This is a genomic window from Phocicoccus pinnipedialis (assembly GCF_903994035.1).
GTDB lineage: Bacteria > Bacillota > Bacilli > Staphylococcales > Salinicoccaceae > Phocicoccus > Phocicoccus pinnipedialis.
This window is the reverse complement of sequence record NZ_CAJEWB010000010.1, coordinates 203,414-222,272: the sequence shown is the minus strand read 5'-3', so window position 1 is coordinate 222,272 and position 18,859 is coordinate 203,414. Positions and strand designations below refer to the sequence as shown.

At 34.6% G+C, this 18,859-nt stretch carries 15 protein-coding genes and 1 other RNA gene; 14 read left to right on the top strand and 2 right to left on the bottom strand.

The window, feature by feature from the left end; all coding sequences use genetic code 11:
* Window positions 1–46 precede the first annotated feature (46 nt).
* Genes bshA through nth form a run of 8 tightly spaced genes read left to right on the top strand, consistent with a single transcriptional unit; the run spans window position 47 to window position 9,486 of the window.
* Entirely contained in the window at window positions 47–1,192 is a 1,146-nt protein-coding gene (gene bshA / locus H9D55_RS05320; protein ID WP_186077510.1) for an N-acetyl-alpha-D-glucosaminyl L-malate synthase BshA, read from the top strand.
* Window positions 1,185–2,366, top strand: a complete 1,182-nt coding sequence (locus tag H9D55_RS05315) for a CCA tRNA nucleotidyltransferase (protein ID WP_186077509.1) — start codon at window positions 1,185–1,187, stop codon at window positions 2,364–2,366. Before bshA ends, H9D55_RS05315 begins: the two co-directional genes overlap by 8 nt.
* On the top strand, window positions 2,344–3,108 hold the full coding sequence (locus H9D55_RS05310; protein WP_186077508.1) for a biotin--[acetyl-CoA-carboxylase] ligase: 765 nt from the start codon (window positions 2,344–2,346) through the stop codon (window positions 3,106–3,108). The genes H9D55_RS05315 and H9D55_RS05310 overlap by 23 nt, the downstream gene beginning before the upstream one ends.
* Window positions 3,109–3,123: 15 nt before the next feature.
* On the top strand, window positions 3,124–5,634 hold the full coding sequence (locus H9D55_RS05305; protein ID WP_186077507.1) for an exonuclease domain-containing protein: 2,511 nt from the start codon (window positions 3,124–3,126) through the stop codon (window positions 5,632–5,634).
* Window positions 5,635–5,663: 29 nt separating this feature from the next.
* Window positions 5,664–6,857, top strand: a complete 1,194-nt coding sequence (locus H9D55_RS05300; protein WP_186077506.1) for a pyridoxal phosphate-dependent aminotransferase — start codon at window positions 5,664–5,666, stop codon at window positions 6,855–6,857.
* 9 nt (window positions 6,858–6,866) lie between these two features.
* On the top strand, window positions 6,867–8,156 hold the full coding sequence (gene asnS / locus H9D55_RS05295) for an asparagine--tRNA ligase (RefSeq protein WP_186077505.1): 1,290 nt from the start codon (window positions 6,867–6,869) through the stop codon (window positions 8,154–8,156).
* Window positions 8,157–8,213: 57 nt separating this feature from the next.
* Window positions 8,214–8,813, top strand: coding sequence for a DnaD domain-containing protein (locus tag H9D55_RS05290; protein WP_186077503.1), 600 nt, complete (start codon window positions 8,214–8,216; stop codon window positions 8,811–8,813).
* A gap of 4 nt (window positions 8,814–8,817) precedes the next feature.
* Window positions 8,818–9,486 carry an endonuclease III gene (gene nth / locus H9D55_RS05285; RefSeq protein ID WP_186077501.1) on the top strand — a complete coding sequence of 223 codons (669 nt, stop codon included), beginning with the start codon at window positions 8,818–8,820 and terminating at the stop codon, window positions 9,484–9,486.
* Between the two features lie 65 nt (window positions 9,487–9,551).
* Here nth and H9D55_RS05280 read toward each other — a convergent pair whose 3' ends face one another.
* A complete protein-coding gene (locus H9D55_RS05280; protein WP_186077499.1) occupies window positions 9,552–11,954 on the bottom strand; it encodes a transglycosylase domain-containing protein in 2,403 nt (800 codons plus the stop codon).
* A 4-nt stretch (window positions 11,955–11,958) separates the two neighbouring features.
* Window positions 11,959–12,567 carry a Holliday junction resolvase RecU gene (recU, locus tag H9D55_RS05275; RefSeq protein WP_245202345.1) on the bottom strand — a complete coding sequence of 203 codons (609 nt, stop codon included), beginning with the start codon at window positions 12,565–12,567 and terminating at the stop codon, window positions 11,959–11,961.
* Between the two features lie 94 nt (window positions 12,568–12,661).
* On the opposite strand from recU, the gene H9D55_RS05270 reads away from it, so the two are divergent.
* The 6 genes from H9D55_RS05270 (at window position 12,662) to H9D55_RS05245 (ending at window position 18,859) form a co-directional block, all read left to right on the top strand.
* Window positions 12,662–12,988 (top strand): hypothetical protein, encoded by a 327-nt coding sequence (locus tag H9D55_RS05270; protein WP_186077498.1) that lies wholly within the window; start codon window positions 12,662–12,664, stop codon window positions 12,986–12,988.
* Complete coding sequence (locus tag H9D55_RS05265; protein ID WP_186077497.1) at window positions 12,985–13,524, top strand: SLOG family protein; 540 nt, start codon at window positions 12,985–12,987, stop codon at window positions 13,522–13,524. The genes H9D55_RS05270 and H9D55_RS05265 overlap by 4 nt, the downstream gene beginning before the upstream one ends.
* 16 nt (window positions 13,525–13,540) lie before the next feature.
* Window positions 13,541–13,861 carry a cell division regulator GpsB gene (gene gpsB / locus H9D55_RS05260; protein ID WP_186077496.1) on the top strand — a complete coding sequence of 107 codons (321 nt, stop codon included), beginning with the start codon at window positions 13,541–13,543 and terminating at the stop codon, window positions 13,859–13,861.
* 3 nt (window positions 13,862–13,864) lie between these two features.
* Window positions 13,865–14,238: RNase P RNA component class B (gene rnpB, locus H9D55_RS05255), an RNA gene on the top strand.
* A 150-nt stretch (window positions 14,239–14,388) separates the two neighbouring features.
* Window positions 14,389–15,519: a THUMP domain-containing class I SAM-dependent RNA methyltransferase gene (locus H9D55_RS05250; protein WP_186077495.1), complete on the top strand. Its 1,131-nt coding sequence runs from the start codon at window positions 14,389–14,391 to the stop codon at window positions 15,517–15,519.
* Window positions 15,509–18,859: a dynamin family protein gene (locus tag H9D55_RS05245; RefSeq protein ID WP_186077494.1), complete on the top strand. Its 3,351-nt coding sequence runs from the start codon at window positions 15,509–15,511 to the stop codon at window positions 18,857–18,859. The genes H9D55_RS05250 and H9D55_RS05245 overlap by 11 nt, the downstream gene beginning before the upstream one ends.

Genomic DNA, 18,859 nt, shown 5'->3' with positions numbered 1-18,859 from the left:
ATTACATTTATACTTATATTTATATAACTTTAGGGAGGTATGGTTTATGAAAATTGGAGTAACATGTTACCCAAGTGTTGGAGGTAGTGGTATTATTGCAACTGAACTCGCATTACAGATGGCTGAACTCGGTCATGAAATCCATTTCATTTCCTCCAGTGTACCGTTCCGCCTATCAGGAAACGTACCAAACATATATGTTCATACTGTCGAAATCAATGACTACAATGTATTTAAATATAGGCCTTATGACATTACATTAGCTTCTAAAATTGCAGATGTAATAGATACACAAGAACTTGACGTCATACATATGCACTATGCGATTCCACACGCTGTTGCTGGAATTCTCGCTAACCATATGGCTGAGCGTAAGGTTGGGATAGTAACGACACTTCATGGAACAGATATTACTGTTTTAGGACATGATAGATCGCTAGAAAGAGCAATACGATTTGGAATCGAGAAGTCGGATATTACAACAGCTGTTTCAGAAAGCCTGAAACAAGAGACATTAGATATCTTGCATCCAAATAAAGACATTATCACTATTTATAACTTTGTTGATGAAGACAAGTTTAACATGGATAATCGCGAGGAAGTAAAAAGAGAGATGAAAAAACGATATGGTATCCACGAGGATACTAAAGTCATTATGCATTCATCCAACTTTAGAAAAATAAAACGTATTGATACAATCGTTCGTGCTTTTGGTGAAGTTCAAAAGCACGTTGATGCCGTACTCGTACTCGTAGGGGATGGACCGGAAGCAATCAATGTGAAAAACATCATCAAATCTCTCGGTATTGAAGACAAAGTATTGCTTGTTGGCCAACAATCAGACGTTGTATCTCTTTATAAGATGAGTGATCTATTTATGCTATTAAGCGAGAAAGAAAGCTTTGGACTCGCTTTATTAGAAGCAATGAACTGTGGTAGTGTACCAATTGGTTCAAGTGCTGGTGGTATAAAAGAGGTCATTAAGCATGGTGAAACAGGAATGATAGTTGAAGTTGGTGACTATAAAGCTGCTGGACAATACGCGATAGATCTTTTAACTGACGAAAACAAATACCAAAAATTCCAAAAAGCGATGATTGAAGATATCAAAACACGATTTAGCGAAGAAAAAATTGTAGGCGAATATTTAGAAACATATCAGTCACTCCTAACGGTGAATGATAATGAATAAATTTGACCATGCAAAATTCGTCCTAGAAACTCTAGAAACTCATGGCTTTGACGCGTATTTTGTTGGTGGTTCTGTCAGAGACTTTTATATGGGGCGTGAAATCCATGATGTGGATGTTACGACCAATGCACGACCTGATACAATTAAAGATCTTTTTAAAAAAACTATAGATGTTGGTATTGAACACGGCACTGTAATTGTATTACTTGATAATGAACCAATTGAAGTTACGACGTATCGTACAGAAACGAGCTATACTGATCATAGACGACCCGATTCAGTTAGTTTTACGACATCTCTATTAGAAGACTTGTCTAGAAGAGATTTTACAATGAACGCTATTGCGATGGATAAGAATATGAATATCGTGGATCCATTTGATGGACACATTGCAATAAAATATAAACGTATAGAAACCGTTGGTATTGCTGACGAGCGTTTTAATGAAGATGCACTCAGAATGCTACGCGCCGTTAGGTTTATCTCGCAGCTTGATTTCACTTTAACTAAAGAAACTGAGAACGCAATTAGAAAAAATATCTCTCTAATCAAGCATGTATCAATCGAACGCATCGTTAAAGAGTTAAAAAAACTATACGAAGGTAAGAATGTTAATGAAGCTAAAAAAGCTTTTGTAAATACAAATATGTATATGCAGATTCCATTTTTCAATTCATTATCTGCTGCGGAAATTATAAATACAAACGCACATAGTCTAAAAGATGAAATTATCGTACAGCATATCAAAGATAGAACCATGGCTTATAAGAACGTTTTAAAGCTTTCTAATAAAGAAACACGTTATATTAATAACTCCCTCAGATTATTAGATGAAGCTAGAGGTAATTTAGAGTCAAAAAGGATTGCATATAAATATTCTGACGAAATTTTAGATAACACTTTAATATTGTTAGAATTGAATCCAATACTTGATGAATCATTAATTAAAAGGTTAAAGGATGCACAAAACGAAAAGCTGAAATTACCAATAAAAAAGCGTTCTGAACTTAAAATCAATGGTCGAATATTAATGGAAAAGTTAAATAAACGCGGTGGCCCATGGTTACAAGAACTCCTTTCGAAAATCGAAGGAGAAGTCATTATGGGACGCTTAATGAACAACGAAAAAGACATTCTAGAGTGGGTTAAATATGAGCAAGAAAACTATTCATAATATAGATAATTTCGAAATAAACCTAAAATACATTAATGAAGTCATTTTTGAAAAATCTGTGGATTCAACACAGACTCGTGCTAAAGAATATTTTTCTTTAAAAAGCAAGAACTTTGTTGTTATTGCTGAAGAACAGACAAATGGAGTTGGTCGCTTTAAACGAGAGTGGAAATCACCAATCAATGGTGGTTTTTACGGATCTTTTGTCTTTAAAGACAATGTCGATAGAGACAGGCTATCTGCTTTTAATCTATTTATCTCACTCGCTCTAGTAGAGACATTTAAATATTATACCGATGAAATCGTTTTAAAATGGCCGAACGATGTTTATTTAAATGGCAAAAAAGTAAGTGGTTTATTAACCGAGTATTATAACTCTGGCGATGAGGAAGGTATTATTTTAGGTATTGGTATCAACCTAAACCCTACTAGACATGAGTTAGTTGAGACTGCCATCACACTTTCAGATGTCTTTGAATCTAAGGTAAACATCCAGGTTTTTACACATCAATTGCTTAAAAAAGTAAATCATTATTATGGTCTATACCGATCTGTTCCATTCTCTAAAGTGAGAGAAGAGTACCTCAAATATTCGAACGCCCTTGGCAATGAATTTACTTTCACGACTCTTGACGAACAATTCAAGGGAAAAGCAGTTGATATTGATGATCGTGGATTTTTGAAAGTTTATGACGAATCGGGTAAAATAAGAACTATTATGAGTGCAGACTTAAATATATAAATTTGGTGAAAAACTATGTTAAATCAGAGATACGCAGTAATAGATTTAGAAACCTCTGGTAACAACTTTAATACTGATAAAATATTAGAATTTGGTGTTGTATTCGTAGAAAACGGAGAAATCGTTGATGAGTACAGCACTTTTTTCTGTGACACGGATTACATATCTCCATTTATTTCTGAGCTGACAGATATCACTATCGATATGATAAAAAATGCACCGACATTTAAATCTAAGGCTCGTGAAATATACGAGATGATTAAGGACTGTACATTCGTTGCACATAATGTGAGTTTTGACCTCACATTTTTAAGAAACGCTTTTAAAAATGAAGGTATCGATTATACACCGATTCAAAAACTCGATACAGTAACATTATCTAAAATCATATATCCAATGGAGCGTACATATCAATTAGCACCGTTGACCGAATCACTGGGTATTGAACTCATTCGCGCACATCGTGCGTTGGATGATGCTAAGGCAACCGCACATCTCTTGTTGTGCATTTTTAGTCAGCTGTCAAACATAAACCGTCACACACAAATCAGGATGTATAAGATCGCAAAATATTTAGATGATGACATTGCGAGTCTTCTGTTTTCATCTATTTCAAGTACAAGTGAGATCAGCAATGATGAATTAATACGCATAGACGATATATTGGTCCGTAAACTAGATGTTTATAAAGAAGATACGTATAATTTTAAGATTGAGTCGTTATACCAGGCTTTCTTAACGTACAAAAACTTTAAGCATAGAGATGAACAACTTGAACTGATTTATATTATTTATGATGCATTAAAGAATAATAAGAAAGCAGCGATTGAAGCTTATACAGGACTTGGTAAGAGCGAAGCCATGCTAATCGCAAGCATCGTTTATAGTGATGAGACAGGGAACCAAGTACTCATTTCAACGAGTAAGAAACTCTTACAAAACCAGCTGTTCTTTAACTCTGTACAAGATTTATTAAAATCATCTAATATTGAAAACTACAATATTTCAATGCTGAAAGGTAAGGGCAACTATGTTGACCTAGAAGCAGTAAACACGCTCATGAAGCTCGGTAATGACAATCAAGAGATAATGATGCTAAAACTAAAGTTACTTGTCTGGTTAGAAGAGACCCTGTCTGGTGATTTATCAGAAATAGATCTTAGGGGACCAGAACGGATGTATTATATATCTGCATTGAATCAAAACAGTACCTCAAATGATTATTTTTACCAAGAATCCCTGAAGCGTGCTAAAAACTCTAATATCGTCATTACGAACCATTATTATTTGTTTAATTGCTTAGAGGCAATTCCTACCGCACATATTGTTGTCGACGAGGCACATCAGCTTAAAAGTGCTCTAGAGACAAGTCTGAAGGAGACCTTTAAATATCCAGACTTAAAATTCTTAATGAGTCAAATTGGATTGGATAAAAAAGACCAGTTATTGACGGATTACTTAAAACACAACGAATCTCAAAACGGACATTATTTTGATACAATCATTTCCGAAATCAGTGAATGTATCGACATCATCTATCAAGCATTCAATAACCATGATATTGAACTTGCAAAAAAATATATCAATACATCAATAGAGAAAGTTAATATGTTTATTAACATGTTGTTTGGTACTAAAGAGTTTCAGAATCTCTTTAACTACCTTCACAACTATAAAATAAAGCTTTCTAAGATTCTACATGCAATTAATAAGAATGCGTTCGAAATTAAACGAGCTAAAAATCATACTAAGACAGAATTTATTGTTTTGAAAGATTCCAAAGATGCCCTTTACAAAAAAGCACAGCAGATTGATTCCCAAGTGCTCATTTCAGGAACTTTAGAAGTAAAAGGGGAATTTAAGCATCTAGAGAAATGGTTCGGTGAATCTTCATTTGAGGAGCATATCATCAGATCTGAATCTTTGTTTAAATATGTCGAACTATTTATTCCAAATGATATCTCAAATTACAAAAATGAAGATAACTTCATGCTTGATTTGATTGATTATATGACACTTCTGCTTGAAAGCAAGAATCAAAAAGCCGTTATTCTTTTCACAAATTATGAACAACTGAATGAGACATACGAAATGATGATGGATACAGGTCTATTTAACGACATTCCAGTCTTAAAACAGACACCTAAAATTCCACCAGACAAATTGTTAATTCAATACAATCAATTGAATCGTTGCTTGCTGCTAGCAACGTCATCTTTTACAGAAGGGGTCAACATAGAAAACACTGATGAAAAGATCATGTTCTTAACTAAACTTCCATTTCCTGTACCTGAAAAAGATAACTTTAAAAACTTTTATAGAAAAGATTTACCAGAAGCTGTCTTTATCTTTAGACAAATATTAGGCCGTCTAAAACGCACAGATAGGGATAAAGGTAAGCTCATTCTCTTTGATGAGAGATTATTGACGAAGAATTATAGTAATGCTTTCTTAAAATATTTCGAGAAGGATAATATTACTTACCAAGATAGATATTCTTTTAATGATTGGCTATCCGACCTATAATTAAGTAAATACGAAAAGAGGTGACTTGTTTGCAAATCTCCAAACGAATTAAAACACTATCAAGAAGTCAAACAGTCGAAATAACAAACCTTTCTAGATGTCTAAAAAATGAGGGTATAGACGTTATTAGTCTCTCTGTGGGAGAACCGGATTTTACAACTCCAGAAGAGATTATACATTATGCAAACACGATGGCAAAACAAGGTAATACCAAGTATGTCGCTACGGATGGGCTCCCGGAATTAAAACTAAAGATTCAAGAAAAGATGCAAAGAGACAATGCACTTAGTTATGATTTAGACGAAATTTTTGTCGGATCTGGAGCAAAGCAAGTACTTTATAACATATTTATGGCCCTACTAGATCCAGGTGACGAGGTTGTAGTTCCAAATCCGTTTTGGGTGACATATACAGAGCAAGTGAAGCTAGCTGAAGGGGTACCTGTAATCGCACATACAACGGCAGAAAATGAGTACAAGTTAACCCCAAAGATTCTCGATCAATTTATGACGGAAAAAACAAAGATACTTGTACTAAACTCACCAAATAATCCCACAGGGTCTGTCTATACAAGAGAGGAATTAAAAGCACTTGCCGATTATTTAGATGATAAAGACATCATTGTGATTGCGGACGAAATATATGAAGTATTAGTCTACGATGGTGAACATATTTCTATCGCATCAATGTCAGAGAAAATGAAGAAAAAAACAATCGTCATTAATGGTGTCAGTAAATCACATGCAATGACAGGTTGGAGAGTAGGGTACGCGTGTGGTGACCGTGAAGTAATCAGCGCAATTACGAAGTTGCAAAGCCAACTCGTGTCAAGCGTTTCAACACCCGCACAATATGCAGCAGTTGCAGCATACGATATGGAACGCACATTTTTAGATGAATATAATCAATTATTCAGAAAAAGACGCGATAATGCCTATAAAAAAATGGTAGAATTACCTTATGTAGAGTGCATTAAACCGCAGGGTGCGTTTTACCTTTTCCCATACTTTAAAGATACTGCAAAAAAGTGTGGATTTAATACAGTGGATGACTTCTTAAAAGCATTACTCAGCGAGAAACATGTGGCTTTAGTTCCGGGATCTGCATTTGGATACCCAAACAATTTAAGGTTGAGTTATGCAGTTGATGAAGACACGCTGAATGAGGCAATGAATCGTCTCAAAATATTTATTAATGAAAAACTAGAAAATATACGAAAGTAGGATTATTTCATGAAGATTACGATTAACGAAGTACCAAAACATAATGGTAAAACAGTAACTATTGGTTGTTGGTTGCTGCAAAAAAGAGGGAGCGGAAAAATTCAATTCCTTCAATTAAGAGACGGGACAGGGTTTATGCAAGGAGTAGTTGTTAAAGCTAACGACGAAAATTTATTTGAAACAGCTAAACATTTAACACAAGAAACTTCAATGTTTGTTACTGGTAAAATTAAAGAAGACGGCCGTTCAAGTTTTGGATATGAAATGGAAGTTACTGCTATAGAAGTGATTCAAGCTGCTGAAGGCTATCCAATTACTCCTAAAGAACACGGTCCTGAATTCTTATTAGACAATCGTCATCTATGGTTACGTTCAAGAAAACAACATGCTGTTATGAGCATTAGAAATCAGATTATCAAAAGCACATATGATTTCTTCTTTGACCATGGATTCAAAAAAATCGATACACCAATTCTAACAGCAAGCTCAGCAGAAGGGACTACAGAGCTCTTCCACACGAAATATTTTGAAGAGGATGCATACCTATCACAGAGTGGTCAGTTACATGCAGAAGCTGCTGCAATGGCTCATGGTAAGGTGTTTACATTTGGTCCAACATTTAGAGCTGAAAAATCTAAAACTAGACGCCACTTAATTGAATTCTGGATGATTGAACCAGAGATGGCGTTCTACGATCACGAAGACAGCTTAAAACTTCAAGAAGAGTATGTTCAATATCTTGCAGAACAAGTTTTAAAGAATTGTAAACTTGATTTAGAAGCGTTAGATAGAGATATCACTGCTTTAGAAAAAATCAAAGCACCATTCCCAAGAATCTCTTACACAGATGCGATTGATTTCCTTCACAAAGAAGGATTTGACGATATAGAGTGGGGCGATGACTTTGGCGCACCACATGAAACTGCGATTGCAAACCACTTTGACAAGCCTGTATTCATCGTAAACTATCCAAAAGCAATCAAATCATTCTACATGAAGGAAAACCCAGAAGATCCAAGAACTGTATTGTGTGCGGATTTAATTGCTCCTGAAGGTTACGGTGAAGTCATCGGTGGATCAGAGCGTACTTCTGATTACGATATGTTACTTGCGCGTATTAAAGAATTAAATATGGACGTAGATACGTACCAATGGTACCTTGATCTTCGTCGCTACGGTTCTGTTCCACATTCAGGATTCGGTCTTGGGCTTGAAAGAACTGTTGCATGGTTAAGTGGAGTGAAGCATGTGAGAGAAACTGCACCATTCCCAAGATTACTAAACAGATTAGAACCTTAAGACTTACACTTAAAGAGATATTAGTTCACTAATATCTCTTTATTTATAGGAGGTATTATGGACAATTATATAAAGTATATTCAACTGCCTGTAAATAAGATTCTTTTTGATCATTATGCTGAACTAGATTTAAATGAAAAGTCACTTGTAGTACTTTTACGTTTAATCGAGAGACAGAAAGAAGAATTCAATGGCTTTGATTCTCTAATCAGTGGTACTACTATGACAAAGCAAGAAGTAGTTGGTATAATCCAAGACTTGATTCAACTTGATTTAATTGGTATTGAAACAAAGGAAATAGATAATAAGTGGGTTGAAAAGTATACGTTTGATACGCTCTATAAAAAACTTGAACAGTTTTTATCCCCTTCAGTTGAATCAAAAGAAACAAGCAAAGAAGTGATAAGCGAAGTTTTCCAATATATTGAAGGGTTATATGGACGTGCTTTAACACCTGCAGAATTTGAGCGTATCAGTGAATGGTTAAGCACGGATAACTATGACCCCGAAACTATTAAGGAAGGCGTCGACATCGCATTTAAAAATGATGTAAGTTCTCTTCAATATGTAGAACGTATATTAAGTACGTTGAAGAAAAAAGAAAAAGAAGTAGATGGTAACTATTTAAAACCTAAAAATTGGTTGGATGGAGAATAAGTAAATGCTAAGTAAAAAAAGGACGATTGAAGCGCTTGATATCATCGCGGATATGTTCCCAGACGCTGAAGCAGAGCTCAACTATTCGAATTCATTCGAACTGACGATTGCTGTACTTTTATCGGCACAAACAACAGACATCATGGTAAACAGAGTAACTGATACTTTATTTCAAAAGTATCAGACACCTGAAGATTATTTAAATGTGCCTTTGGAAGAGCTTCAAAATGATATCAAGATTATTGGTTTATACAGAAATAAAGCAAAAAACATCCAAAAGCTATGTAGAGACTTAATTGATAATTTTAATGGTGAAGTACCTGCGAATTATGATGATCTCATTACGTTAGCTGGAGTAGGTAGAAAGACAGCAAACGTGGTTCTTTCCGTTGCTTTTAACACTCCAAGAATTGCTGTAGATACGCATGTAGAGCGCGTATCAAAACGATTAGGCATCGCGAGATACAAAGATAGTGTGCTTCAAGTAGAAGAAACCTTGATGAGAAAAATTCCAGAAGAGAGATGGAGTATCGCACACCATCAATTGATATTTTTTGGTAGATATCACTGTTTAGCGAGAAATCCAAAATGTGGAGAATGCCCTCTACTATACATGTGTAGAGAAGGACAGAAACGTAAACGTGCAGAAGACCGCTTGTTGAATATAAAATAATAAGCAATTAAAAAACTCTCATTCGTAGGGATAACATCCCTACGAATGAGAGTTTGTTTTTGTTGCTATTCACCTGAGTTTGGATCCGATTCTGAGTTTTCCGGACTTTCTGTGCCAGGTTTATCTTTTGAATTATCAGCTGGTGTTTCTGTACTATCTTCTGGATTAGAATTATTTTCAGATTCTGTTTCAGGCTCTTTTTCTTCAGTTGCTTCTATGTTTTTCTTACTGTCTTCTTTAGTGTTAGAATCTGAATTTGTCTCTGCTTCATCTTCCGTTTCATTAGGCTTTGATTCAGGTTCTTGGTTTTGGTTCTGATTTTGGTTTTGATTTTGATTCTGATTATACTGATAGTTTTGTGAATTCCAAGTGTTTGTATTTGTATTTACGTTTCCTTGGCCAAGATCAAAAATTTCGTATTGACCTTTTTTAGCTAACTCATTACCATTCACTCGTTCCACGGAACTTGGCATTTCAAAGTCTTGTCCGTTAAACGCACTGATTTTTGTCATGATATCTCTGAATAACCATTGTGGAGTGATGTGTTCATCTGAACCTACAAATGATGTTTTACCATCTTTTTTAGTCTGAGTGAATCCCGTCCAAATACTCATCGTGTATTCCGGTGTGTATCCTACAATCCAAGCATCTTTTGCTGAGTTATCTGGTAAGTTGTATGCGTCAACTGTTTCATTTGAGTAGGATGTTGTACCTGTTTTACCGGCAATATTTAGACCAGGGATTTTAATATAGTCTGCTGATCCCCAAGGTTCAAACGTACCTTTCAAGATATCAGTAATCATAAATGCGGTTGAGTCTTCCATCGCTTTATGTGACTCATAATCGAAGTCGATTCTTTCATCTTCTGAATCAATAATGTAACGAACTGTTCCTGATTCATTGAACGTACCTCCGTTACCAAATGCAGCGTACGCTTGTGCCATCTGGAGTGGACTGAATCTAGATTCATAACCACCAAGTACGTCGTTGAATGTAACTGTATAGTCACCATCTAGTTTCTTAGAGTAATCTAAGCCCAGTTTCTTAGAAAATTTTTCTGGAGCATCTCTTCCAGCTTCACTTTGGACTTCTTCGAATGTCTTCACTGCTGGAACGTTAAAACTTCTACGTAGAGATTCCCTAATTGTTACCGTACCGTGATTCTCATTGTCATAGTTGTAAATGTTTCCAGTAAATTCTTTGGGGGTATATTCTTTTTCGTCTTTAATCGTTTGATCTGTACGCCAATCTAATTCTTCAACAGCTGGACCATAAGCTAAAATTGGTTTCATTGTTGAACCAGTATTGTGCTGAGTTATAGCTAAGTTTTCTTTAATGACTTCTTGATATTCACGACCTCCAGAAATCGCTCTTAAAGCTCCTGTTTCTGTATCGATGATTGTAGATGCAATATTGAAATCATCACTCTTGAACTTATCGTTATAGAAGTAATCTCTATTGTCTACAACACCTTGTAGGTACTCTTGTGCATCCTTGTCCATATTTGTGTAAATATCTATACCACTTGCAAGTAGTTCTGATACGTCTGTGTTTCTAAGTTCATCTGATTCTGTAAGCTGCTGTTTAACAACATTAATATACGAAGCGTATTCTGGATCATTAGGCTTGTCAGATGCTCTGTCTTCTTCGGTTCTTGCAATTAAGTTGTTTTCTAAATCAATATTTACTGCTTCTTCATATTGGTCTTGAGTTATACGTTCGTGGTGTAACATGAGCTCTAATACTCTGTTTGCACGCTTATTTCCTGCTTCCTTATCGATGTATAAGTTATAAACGTTCGGAAGGTTAGGGAGACCTGCTAAATACGCAGCTTCTTTTAAGTTTAAGTCTTCTAACTCTTTATCGAAGTAATAAAGACTTGCAGTTCTGATTCCATAAATACCATCTGAATAATAAATCTTGTTCAAATACATTTCTAAGATATCGTCTTTAGAATACTCCTGTTCAAGACGATATGATAGATAAGCTTCTTGGGCTTTTCTTTTGATCGTTTTTTCTTCTGTTAAAAATGCACGTTTAACAACCTGCTGAGTAATCGTGCTTGCACCTTGTGAACCAAATCCACTTGTTACGTTGCTTACAACTGCTGATGCAAGACGTTTAAAGTCAATTGCACCGTGTTCATAGAATCTATTGTCTTCTACAGCAAGCACTGAATCAGTTACCATTTCTGGTGTATCTTCTATATTAATAAATTCTCGTTCTACACCTTGATATATAGTTGTAACGAGTTCGTCATTTTTGTCGAAAATTCTAGATGGAACAGGGTCTTTAAGCTTCTCCATACTGAAAGCAGGTGCCGTCGAAGCAAAGTAGGCAAAAATTAATGCGCCGATGACAAGAAACGTTACAAATAGTAGACTACCGAATAATAGTAATTGTTTTGCAATCGTCTTCTTGCTCCTACTCGAAGCATTCTGTTTTTTTCTGGACATTGATTTCGTCATAAAGTTACCTCTCTTTTAAGTAAAATTCATCCACTGCACTTAAATAATCGAATCTCGGAGTGAATTTTTCTTGGATTAAAATACTCTCAGATTTTATAGTCTGATAGGGTATAGATTTTTTGCCATCATGTAATTTATACTGATCCCAATGAACGAGAAAACGTTCGATTGGGTACAACATTACTTCATTATATGCACTGAACCGTATGATTAAAAATACAATGCCACCATTCTGATGACATTGTCTCATGTGCTCGACTTGATGTGAATGTATGTTAATGAATGGAAACCGTGTTTTATTTTTAGTTTCTTTTGCTTCAAAGTCAATATATTTACCTTTATAAATTCCATTATAATCTGAAGTTGATGGTGTCTTGTAATATGCTTCACTAATTTTAGCTTTATTTCTAGATGGATAATCTACTTTAACTACCGTAATAGGAGTAGGTTTCTTGTGTATTACTGCTATATTTTCTTTTAAATAGTATGTGTTTGCCTGATCTAAGTCCTTTTCTAGAGTCATACCGCGTGAACCATATTTGATACGGTTTGATGACTTTATCGGATTTGTTGTCTTCAGTGTCCCTCGTTTAATTCCAGAAGGATATTTCAACAGAATCACACCTTCACATTTTCATTCATACTAAACTATTATACAATAAAAATTGCATAGTAATCTAATGATAATTATAGGGAGAGAGCGTGTTTTGTCAAATAATTGCACACAATACAATTACGAACAATTCTTAGACGAGTTAAAACTCCGTTACAAAAATGTTAAAAATGGCTATACCTATGATTTTAAAACTCAAATAGAACCATTTTTATTACTCTCGAAGAATATTGCAGATTGCATCGACAATTGCAATCTAGATACACGTTTTACTTACAAGATAAAAGACAAGGTCATGAATACAATCACAGAACTCGCCATGAGTGTACACGTCGAGCGTTTCAGTAAAAAGCTATTTAATGAAATGTACAAATACATCTCACATTGGTTCTTTTATCTGGTAGAGCGTGATTATACATGAGAGTGCTTATTTTAGGTTATAGAAACTACGAATTGAATATATTCAAACATTCACAACCTGAAGTAAATGTATTGAAACGATTTCTTAAACACAAAATTGTACAGTACTTAGAACAGGGTGCTGAATGGTTTATTTTACAAAATCTACCAGGAATCGATATGTATGCTGGGGAAGTTTTGCTTGAGCTACAAAAAGAAAGTGAGTATGATTTTAAATACATAGTATTAAAGCCATTTATAGAATATGATGATCGTTTTAAAGATGAAGACAATCTTATCCTACGTAAAATAGAAGAGGGGAGTGCGTTTTCTAGTTACATTTTCAATCGCAAATATGAAGGACCTTCAATGTTTAGAGCAATAAACAAGTTTCTTGTTCAAAATAGTACGCAAGCACTCCTTCTCTATGATGATGCCCAGGAGTCTAACTTAAAGTACATTTATAATGTTTTGCTTGAATATTCGTCAAAACATCCGTATAATATTGAAAGAATTCAATTTGATGAAATCAATGACTTTATAAATAGTGACTTTTAGTTAAGGTGGGGTTCAGATGAACGAATTTTCTCTAAACCTATCTGCAAAAGATATATTTGAAAAAGATTTCGAAAAAACTTTAAGAGGTTATCGTCCAATTGAAGTGGATACCTTTTTAGACGATGTCATTGCAGATTATCAAAGAATGGCAGATATGAACAAAAATCTTCGACTTTTAGAAGAAGAGAACAAAAAGCTCAAAAAAGAAATTGAAGAACTACGCATTCGCGTGGCAACACGTGGACGCAGTGATGTTTCTGAGTCACAAAACCAACACATTGATATTCTAAAACGGTTATCTAATTTGGAAAAGAAAGTGTTTGGTAACACAAAATAACGGTGGATCGGGTAATCGCTCGGATATAGTCCGAGAGGAAAGTCCATGCTCACACAGTCTGCGATGACTGTAGTGTTCGTGCTTGACGAAATAATAAGTCAAGGCAGCATAAGCTGACGGCAGCGTCGATTTCTAAGTATTCGTATATGAAATCGTGCTTGAAAGTGCCACAGAGACGAGTTTACATAGAAATATGTAAAGTGGAACGCGGTAAACCCCTCGAGTGAGCAATCCAAACAAGGTAGGAGCACTCTTTGCGAGGAAATGAACTCAAAAAAGAGATATTACGATAGTAATATAGACAGATGATTATCACTGCTGTGTGAGTGTAAACTAGTGCACGTTCAACACGGTAGTACAGAACATGGCTTACAGAGAAACCGTACTAGTAAAGCTCTCCAATTTGGAGAGCTTTTTTTATTACTATTTTATATTATCTTTATCTATTAATTAAAATCATTTTTAATAAGAATTTAGAACAAAAATCGTATAGAATAGAGATAATACTTTATTTAAGGATGTCATATATGAAATTTAAATTACTAGCAAATACACCGATGGGACTCGAAAGAGTTGTCGCTAACGAACTAGAAGCACTTGGTATTGAAACACGTCTAGAAAACGGCCGCGTATATTTTGAAGGAGACGAGCGAACAATCGTCGAAACAAACATGAAACTGCGTACAGCAGAACGTATTAGAATAATCGTCGGTGAATTCACCGTCACAACATTTGATGATTTATTCGAAGAAGTATTCGCACTGCCTTGGAGTGATATCCTAGGACCAGACTCAGAGTTTCCTGTTACAGGGCGTTCACACAAGAGTACACTGTTTTCAGTTCCAGATGTCCAAAGAATTACAAAAAAAGCGATAGTAGAGAACTTAAAGAAATCATTTAATATGTCAGGTAAATTACCTGAGACTGGTGCACGTTATAAAGTAGACATCAACATTTTAAAAGACCGGGCATTAGTAACTATTGACACTTCCGGTGATGCGCTTCATAAGCGTGGCTACAGAGTATTACAAGGGGATGCACCGATCAAAGAAACACTCGCCGCAGCTATGCTACAACTTGCAAACTATACTGGTAAAAACCCATTATATGATCCTTTCTGTGGATCAGGTACGATTGCAATTGAAGCCGCAATGATTGCAAGAAACATTGCACCAGGATCTAACAGAGATTTTGATTCAGAAAAATGGGATATCATTCCACAAGAATTGTGGGAAGAAGTACGCGTGGCTTGTGAGGATGAAGCTGATTACAATAAAGAAATTGAAATCTACGCATCAGACATTGAAAGTCGCATGATCGATATTTCTAAACGTAACTCCGATGAAGTGGGACTCTTAGATGATATACATTTTAAAACTTTAGATGTACATGAATTAGAAGTTACTCATAAAAATGCTCAAATCATTACGAACCCACCATATGGTGAACGTATCGGTGAAGCGAAAGCGGTGGAGGATATGTACCGTAAAGTTGGGTATCTCATGGAAAAAGACGATACATTGAACGTTTATTTAATGACATCGAACAAAGAGTTTGAACTGATTATTGGAAAGAGAGCAACACATCGTAGAAAGCTATTTAACGGCTATATTGAAACAACTTACTATCAGTATTGGGGTAATAGAAATGGAAAGTAATGATACACTTCTCACGCTCTATAAAATTAGAAAAGAGATTCAGAAATCAGACAATTTAGAGCTTTTAAATCAAATCAACCATACAATTAAAAAGACATATGAGGATTTATTCGTAATCAGTTTTATTGGCCATTTCTCAGCAGGCAAATCTAGCATGATTAACCATCTACTTGGTGAGGATATTTTACCATCATCACCGATCCCTACAACGACAAAGACTGTTCAGGTTGAGATGAGTAATATCGATGAAATCGAGGCCTTTATTGATTTAAACCACTTTGTAAAAATTAATACGATAGATGAATTAAAGACGATCAATAAAACGGATGTAGATATCGAATATATTAAACTTAGACATCAGACCAATCGTTTCAACTTAAAGACTGTATTCCAAGATACGCCAGGAGTGGACTCGACTACACGCGCCCATGAAGATAGTACGAATACGTTCTTACTTGGTAGTGACTATATTTTCTTTACTGTTGAGTACAACCACATTGAGAGTGAAACGAACCTCAAAATGCTAAAAGAAATTGAAAATTTAAACATACCATATTCATTAATTATCAACCAAATCGATAAACACAATGAAGAAGAAATCACATATGATACATTTCTTAGTCGAGTGAAATCAACACTTAAAAATTGGCACATAACTCCAGAAAATGTATATACGACTTCTATTTTCGAAACAAAATATCGTCAGAACGACTTATTGATTGAGGATATTAAATGTCTTGAATCAAAGAAGAACTCATTCAAAAACTTGTATCATACGCGCATAATCGAGAATATAGAAGAAGAGCATCTTAATTATTTAGATGATCAGATCGATTTAAACACCCTTGAATACAAAGATAGAATTTCAGTTGTACAGCAAATTGAATACTTAAACGAGCAAATCAATGACAACGAAAAAGAAGATATTGTTCAAGACAAAGAGAAATTAGATGAATACATCAAATCCAATGTGAAATCAATTGTGAAAAATGCTTATCTCTATCCGTATGATGTAAAATCCAAAATTGAATCTTTCTTCAAAATTGAAACCAATGATGTACCAAATCTCGGTTTTTTTGGTAAAAAAAAGAAACTTGCTGAAATGCGTAAAAATACCCTTCTAGAATTAGGGCGTGAAATCCAAAAGACGATCGATTCAGAAATAAATACTCAAGTGAATTTGATGTTTAAAGATCTCAGTCTCGCGGGAAATTACTTTAATTTTAATTGGACTGACACTTATATCACAGAAACAGACACTAGTGAGTCTAATGATAAGTTCGTTAAGCTCTATATGGATAATTTAAAACAACAACTCAGTAAAGATATCCAGAACCAAGCGGTAGAGTTTAAATTAAACTTAACTCACGAAACACACACAGATACGAATGACCTGGAGCCTTTAATTGAAGAGAAATTAAAGCTTGAACATGCGTTAAAGTTAATCGATTTAAAAGAAGTGTTTAAAAGTGAAAGTTATAAAAACCTCTACATACACATGGATGATGAACTAAAACAGCTGAGTGAAAACATCGAATTGCCGATGGAAGAAATTAAGGAAAGCGTAGAAACTCTCTCCAAGAATGAATTTCTTGTTGAAGAGACCAATTCTAACTTAGATATTGATAAAATTGAAAACATTCTTAAAGAGTTGAAAAGTTATCCTAGATACAATGAAGCTTACAAACTATTCCACGATAAGCTACATAGTCTAAAAAACAATCATGGTAATCTGAGTGTGTTTGGTGGTTTTAGTGCGGGTAAGAGTACCTTCATAAACGCATTAGTAGATTCTGATGTACTTACAACTAGCCCAAACCCAACAACAGCAAGTATCACAGAGCTATCAAATAATGACAGTAGTTATATTCGTTTTAAAACTGAAGATGTACTGCTTAAAACGTGTATTGCAATTACGGGTAAATCGTCAGAATCGATTTCAACTCAAATTAAATTATTAAAAGGTAAAAAAGATGTTCCCGAAGTATTCAAACCATTCGTAAAAGGTTTAATCAAAAACTATGATGAGTATCGTGATAAACTGGGGCAAAAAATTGAATACAGTAACGATGAAATTGACTTTATAACAAGTAATGATGAACATGCACTCTATGTACAAAAAGCATATATCGGTTTAAAAAATGAGATTCTACAACAAGTGACGATTGTCGATTCACCAGGAATAAACTCAATTAACCAACGTCACACAAATGAAACGATCAATATAATAGAAAATAGTGACATGATAATTTATGTCGCTTATTTTAACCATATATTCACACGTTCAGATGAACAGTTCCTTAAGTATCTACAATCAGTAAAAGGACAACGATTCGCGATTACAGTTGTTATAAACGCAATTGACTTAAGAAGTAATGATCAGGAATTAGAAGACGTTGTTAATTATATGTCTAATACATTAAATGAACTGGAAATCAAGCATAGAATTTATCCAGTTTCTTCGAGAGAAGCGAGACGTGGACAAGAGCCATACTTTGACAAAGCAAAAGTTGAGTTAATAAAACAAATCGAAATTGAATCAGGTCAAATGATTGAGGCAAGTATTAATGAAAACTTAAAACACTTGGTTCAGCGTATTCAATCAAACATTGCACAATTTGAAAAGGGGAAATCACATATCGAGGATACGATTCGCGCACGTAAAGAAATGCAATCTGAAGTCGATAACTTCACTGCCAGAAAGATAATTAATGAAGTAAACGTTGAAAAAGAAAACTTATTCTCATTTTTAAGAAGGCAGCTTGTGCTTAAAATTTATGAACAGCTTTCGACGATGATTACTATGAACGAAGCAAAAGATAAATCGTTTATAAAGAATAGTGCTGGTGAGCTGAAAGAAAACATCAATCATTTTGTAGATATCGAACTCTCAACTATTTTCAACGTATTATACAGAACAGCATACAGGGAATTAGAGGTTCTTTATCAGACAGAAAACACACGTCTCATGGAAGCGAACATCTTAAGTGACCTAATGCTTTACGATGGACAAAAGAACCAACTTTCAGTTTCATTAAATGAAAATATATTTAAGGTTGCTTTAACAAATATCCAGAAGAAGAATAAAACGCCAAGACTCTTGAAAGAAGAGCTACTCGTATTCTCTGAATCAATTGTTGATTCTATAGATCTTAGTGCTTTGAAACAACAAGTTGAAGACAACATCAATGCTTTCTTAACCAGTGTAGATGAAAAATCTTCTGATTCTCTATCACAAGTTACCAAAGAGTTAAGAGAAGATGTTAAAGAGTTAAATGAATCTGATTATAAAGAGGATAAAGAGTTATTATCTAAAATCAAACAGAATTTAGGTGCATAA

Bases quoted from the DNA above. Each gene is read 5' to 3' on its own strand.
- H9D55_RS05290 (WP_186077503.1), top strand. From the start codon at position 8,214: ATGGACAATTATATAAAGTATATTCAACTGCCTGTAAATAAGATTCTT.
- H9D55_RS05265 (WP_186077497.1), top strand. From the start codon at position 12,985: ATGAGAGTGCTTATTTTAGGTTATAGAAACTACGAATTGAATATATTC.
- H9D55_RS05310 (WP_186077508.1), top strand. From the start codon at position 2,344: ATGAGCAAGAAAACTATTCATAATATAGATAATTTCGAAATAAACCTA.
- H9D55_RS05315 (WP_186077509.1), top strand. From the start codon at position 1,185: ATGAATAAATTTGACCATGCAAAATTCGTCCTAGAAACTCTAGAAACT.
- H9D55_RS05245 (WP_186077494.1), top strand. From the start codon at position 15,509: ATGGAAAGTAATGATACACTTCTCACGCTCTATAAAATTAGAAAAGAG.
- H9D55_RS05305 (WP_186077507.1), top strand. From the start codon at position 3,124: ATGTTAAATCAGAGATACGCAGTAATAGATTTAGAAACCTCTGGTAAC.
- asnS (WP_186077505.1), top strand. From the start codon at position 6,867: ATGAAGATTACGATTAACGAAGTACCAAAACATAATGGTAAAACAGTA.
- bshA (WP_186077510.1), top strand. From the start codon at position 47: ATGAAAATTGGAGTAACATGTTACCCAAGTGTTGGAGGTAGTGGTATT.
- nth (WP_186077501.1), top strand. From the start codon at position 8,818: ATGCTAAGTAAAAAAAGGACGATTGAAGCGCTTGATATCATCGCGGAT.
- gpsB (WP_186077496.1), top strand. From the start codon at position 13,541: ATGAACGAATTTTCTCTAAACCTATCTGCAAAAGATATATTTGAAAAA.
- H9D55_RS05250 (WP_186077495.1), top strand. From the start codon at position 14,389: ATGAAATTTAAATTACTAGCAAATACACCGATGGGACTCGAAAGAGTT.
- H9D55_RS05280 (WP_186077499.1), bottom strand. From the start codon at position 11,954: ATGACGAAATCAATGTCCAGAAAAAAACAGAATGCTTCGAGTAGGAGC.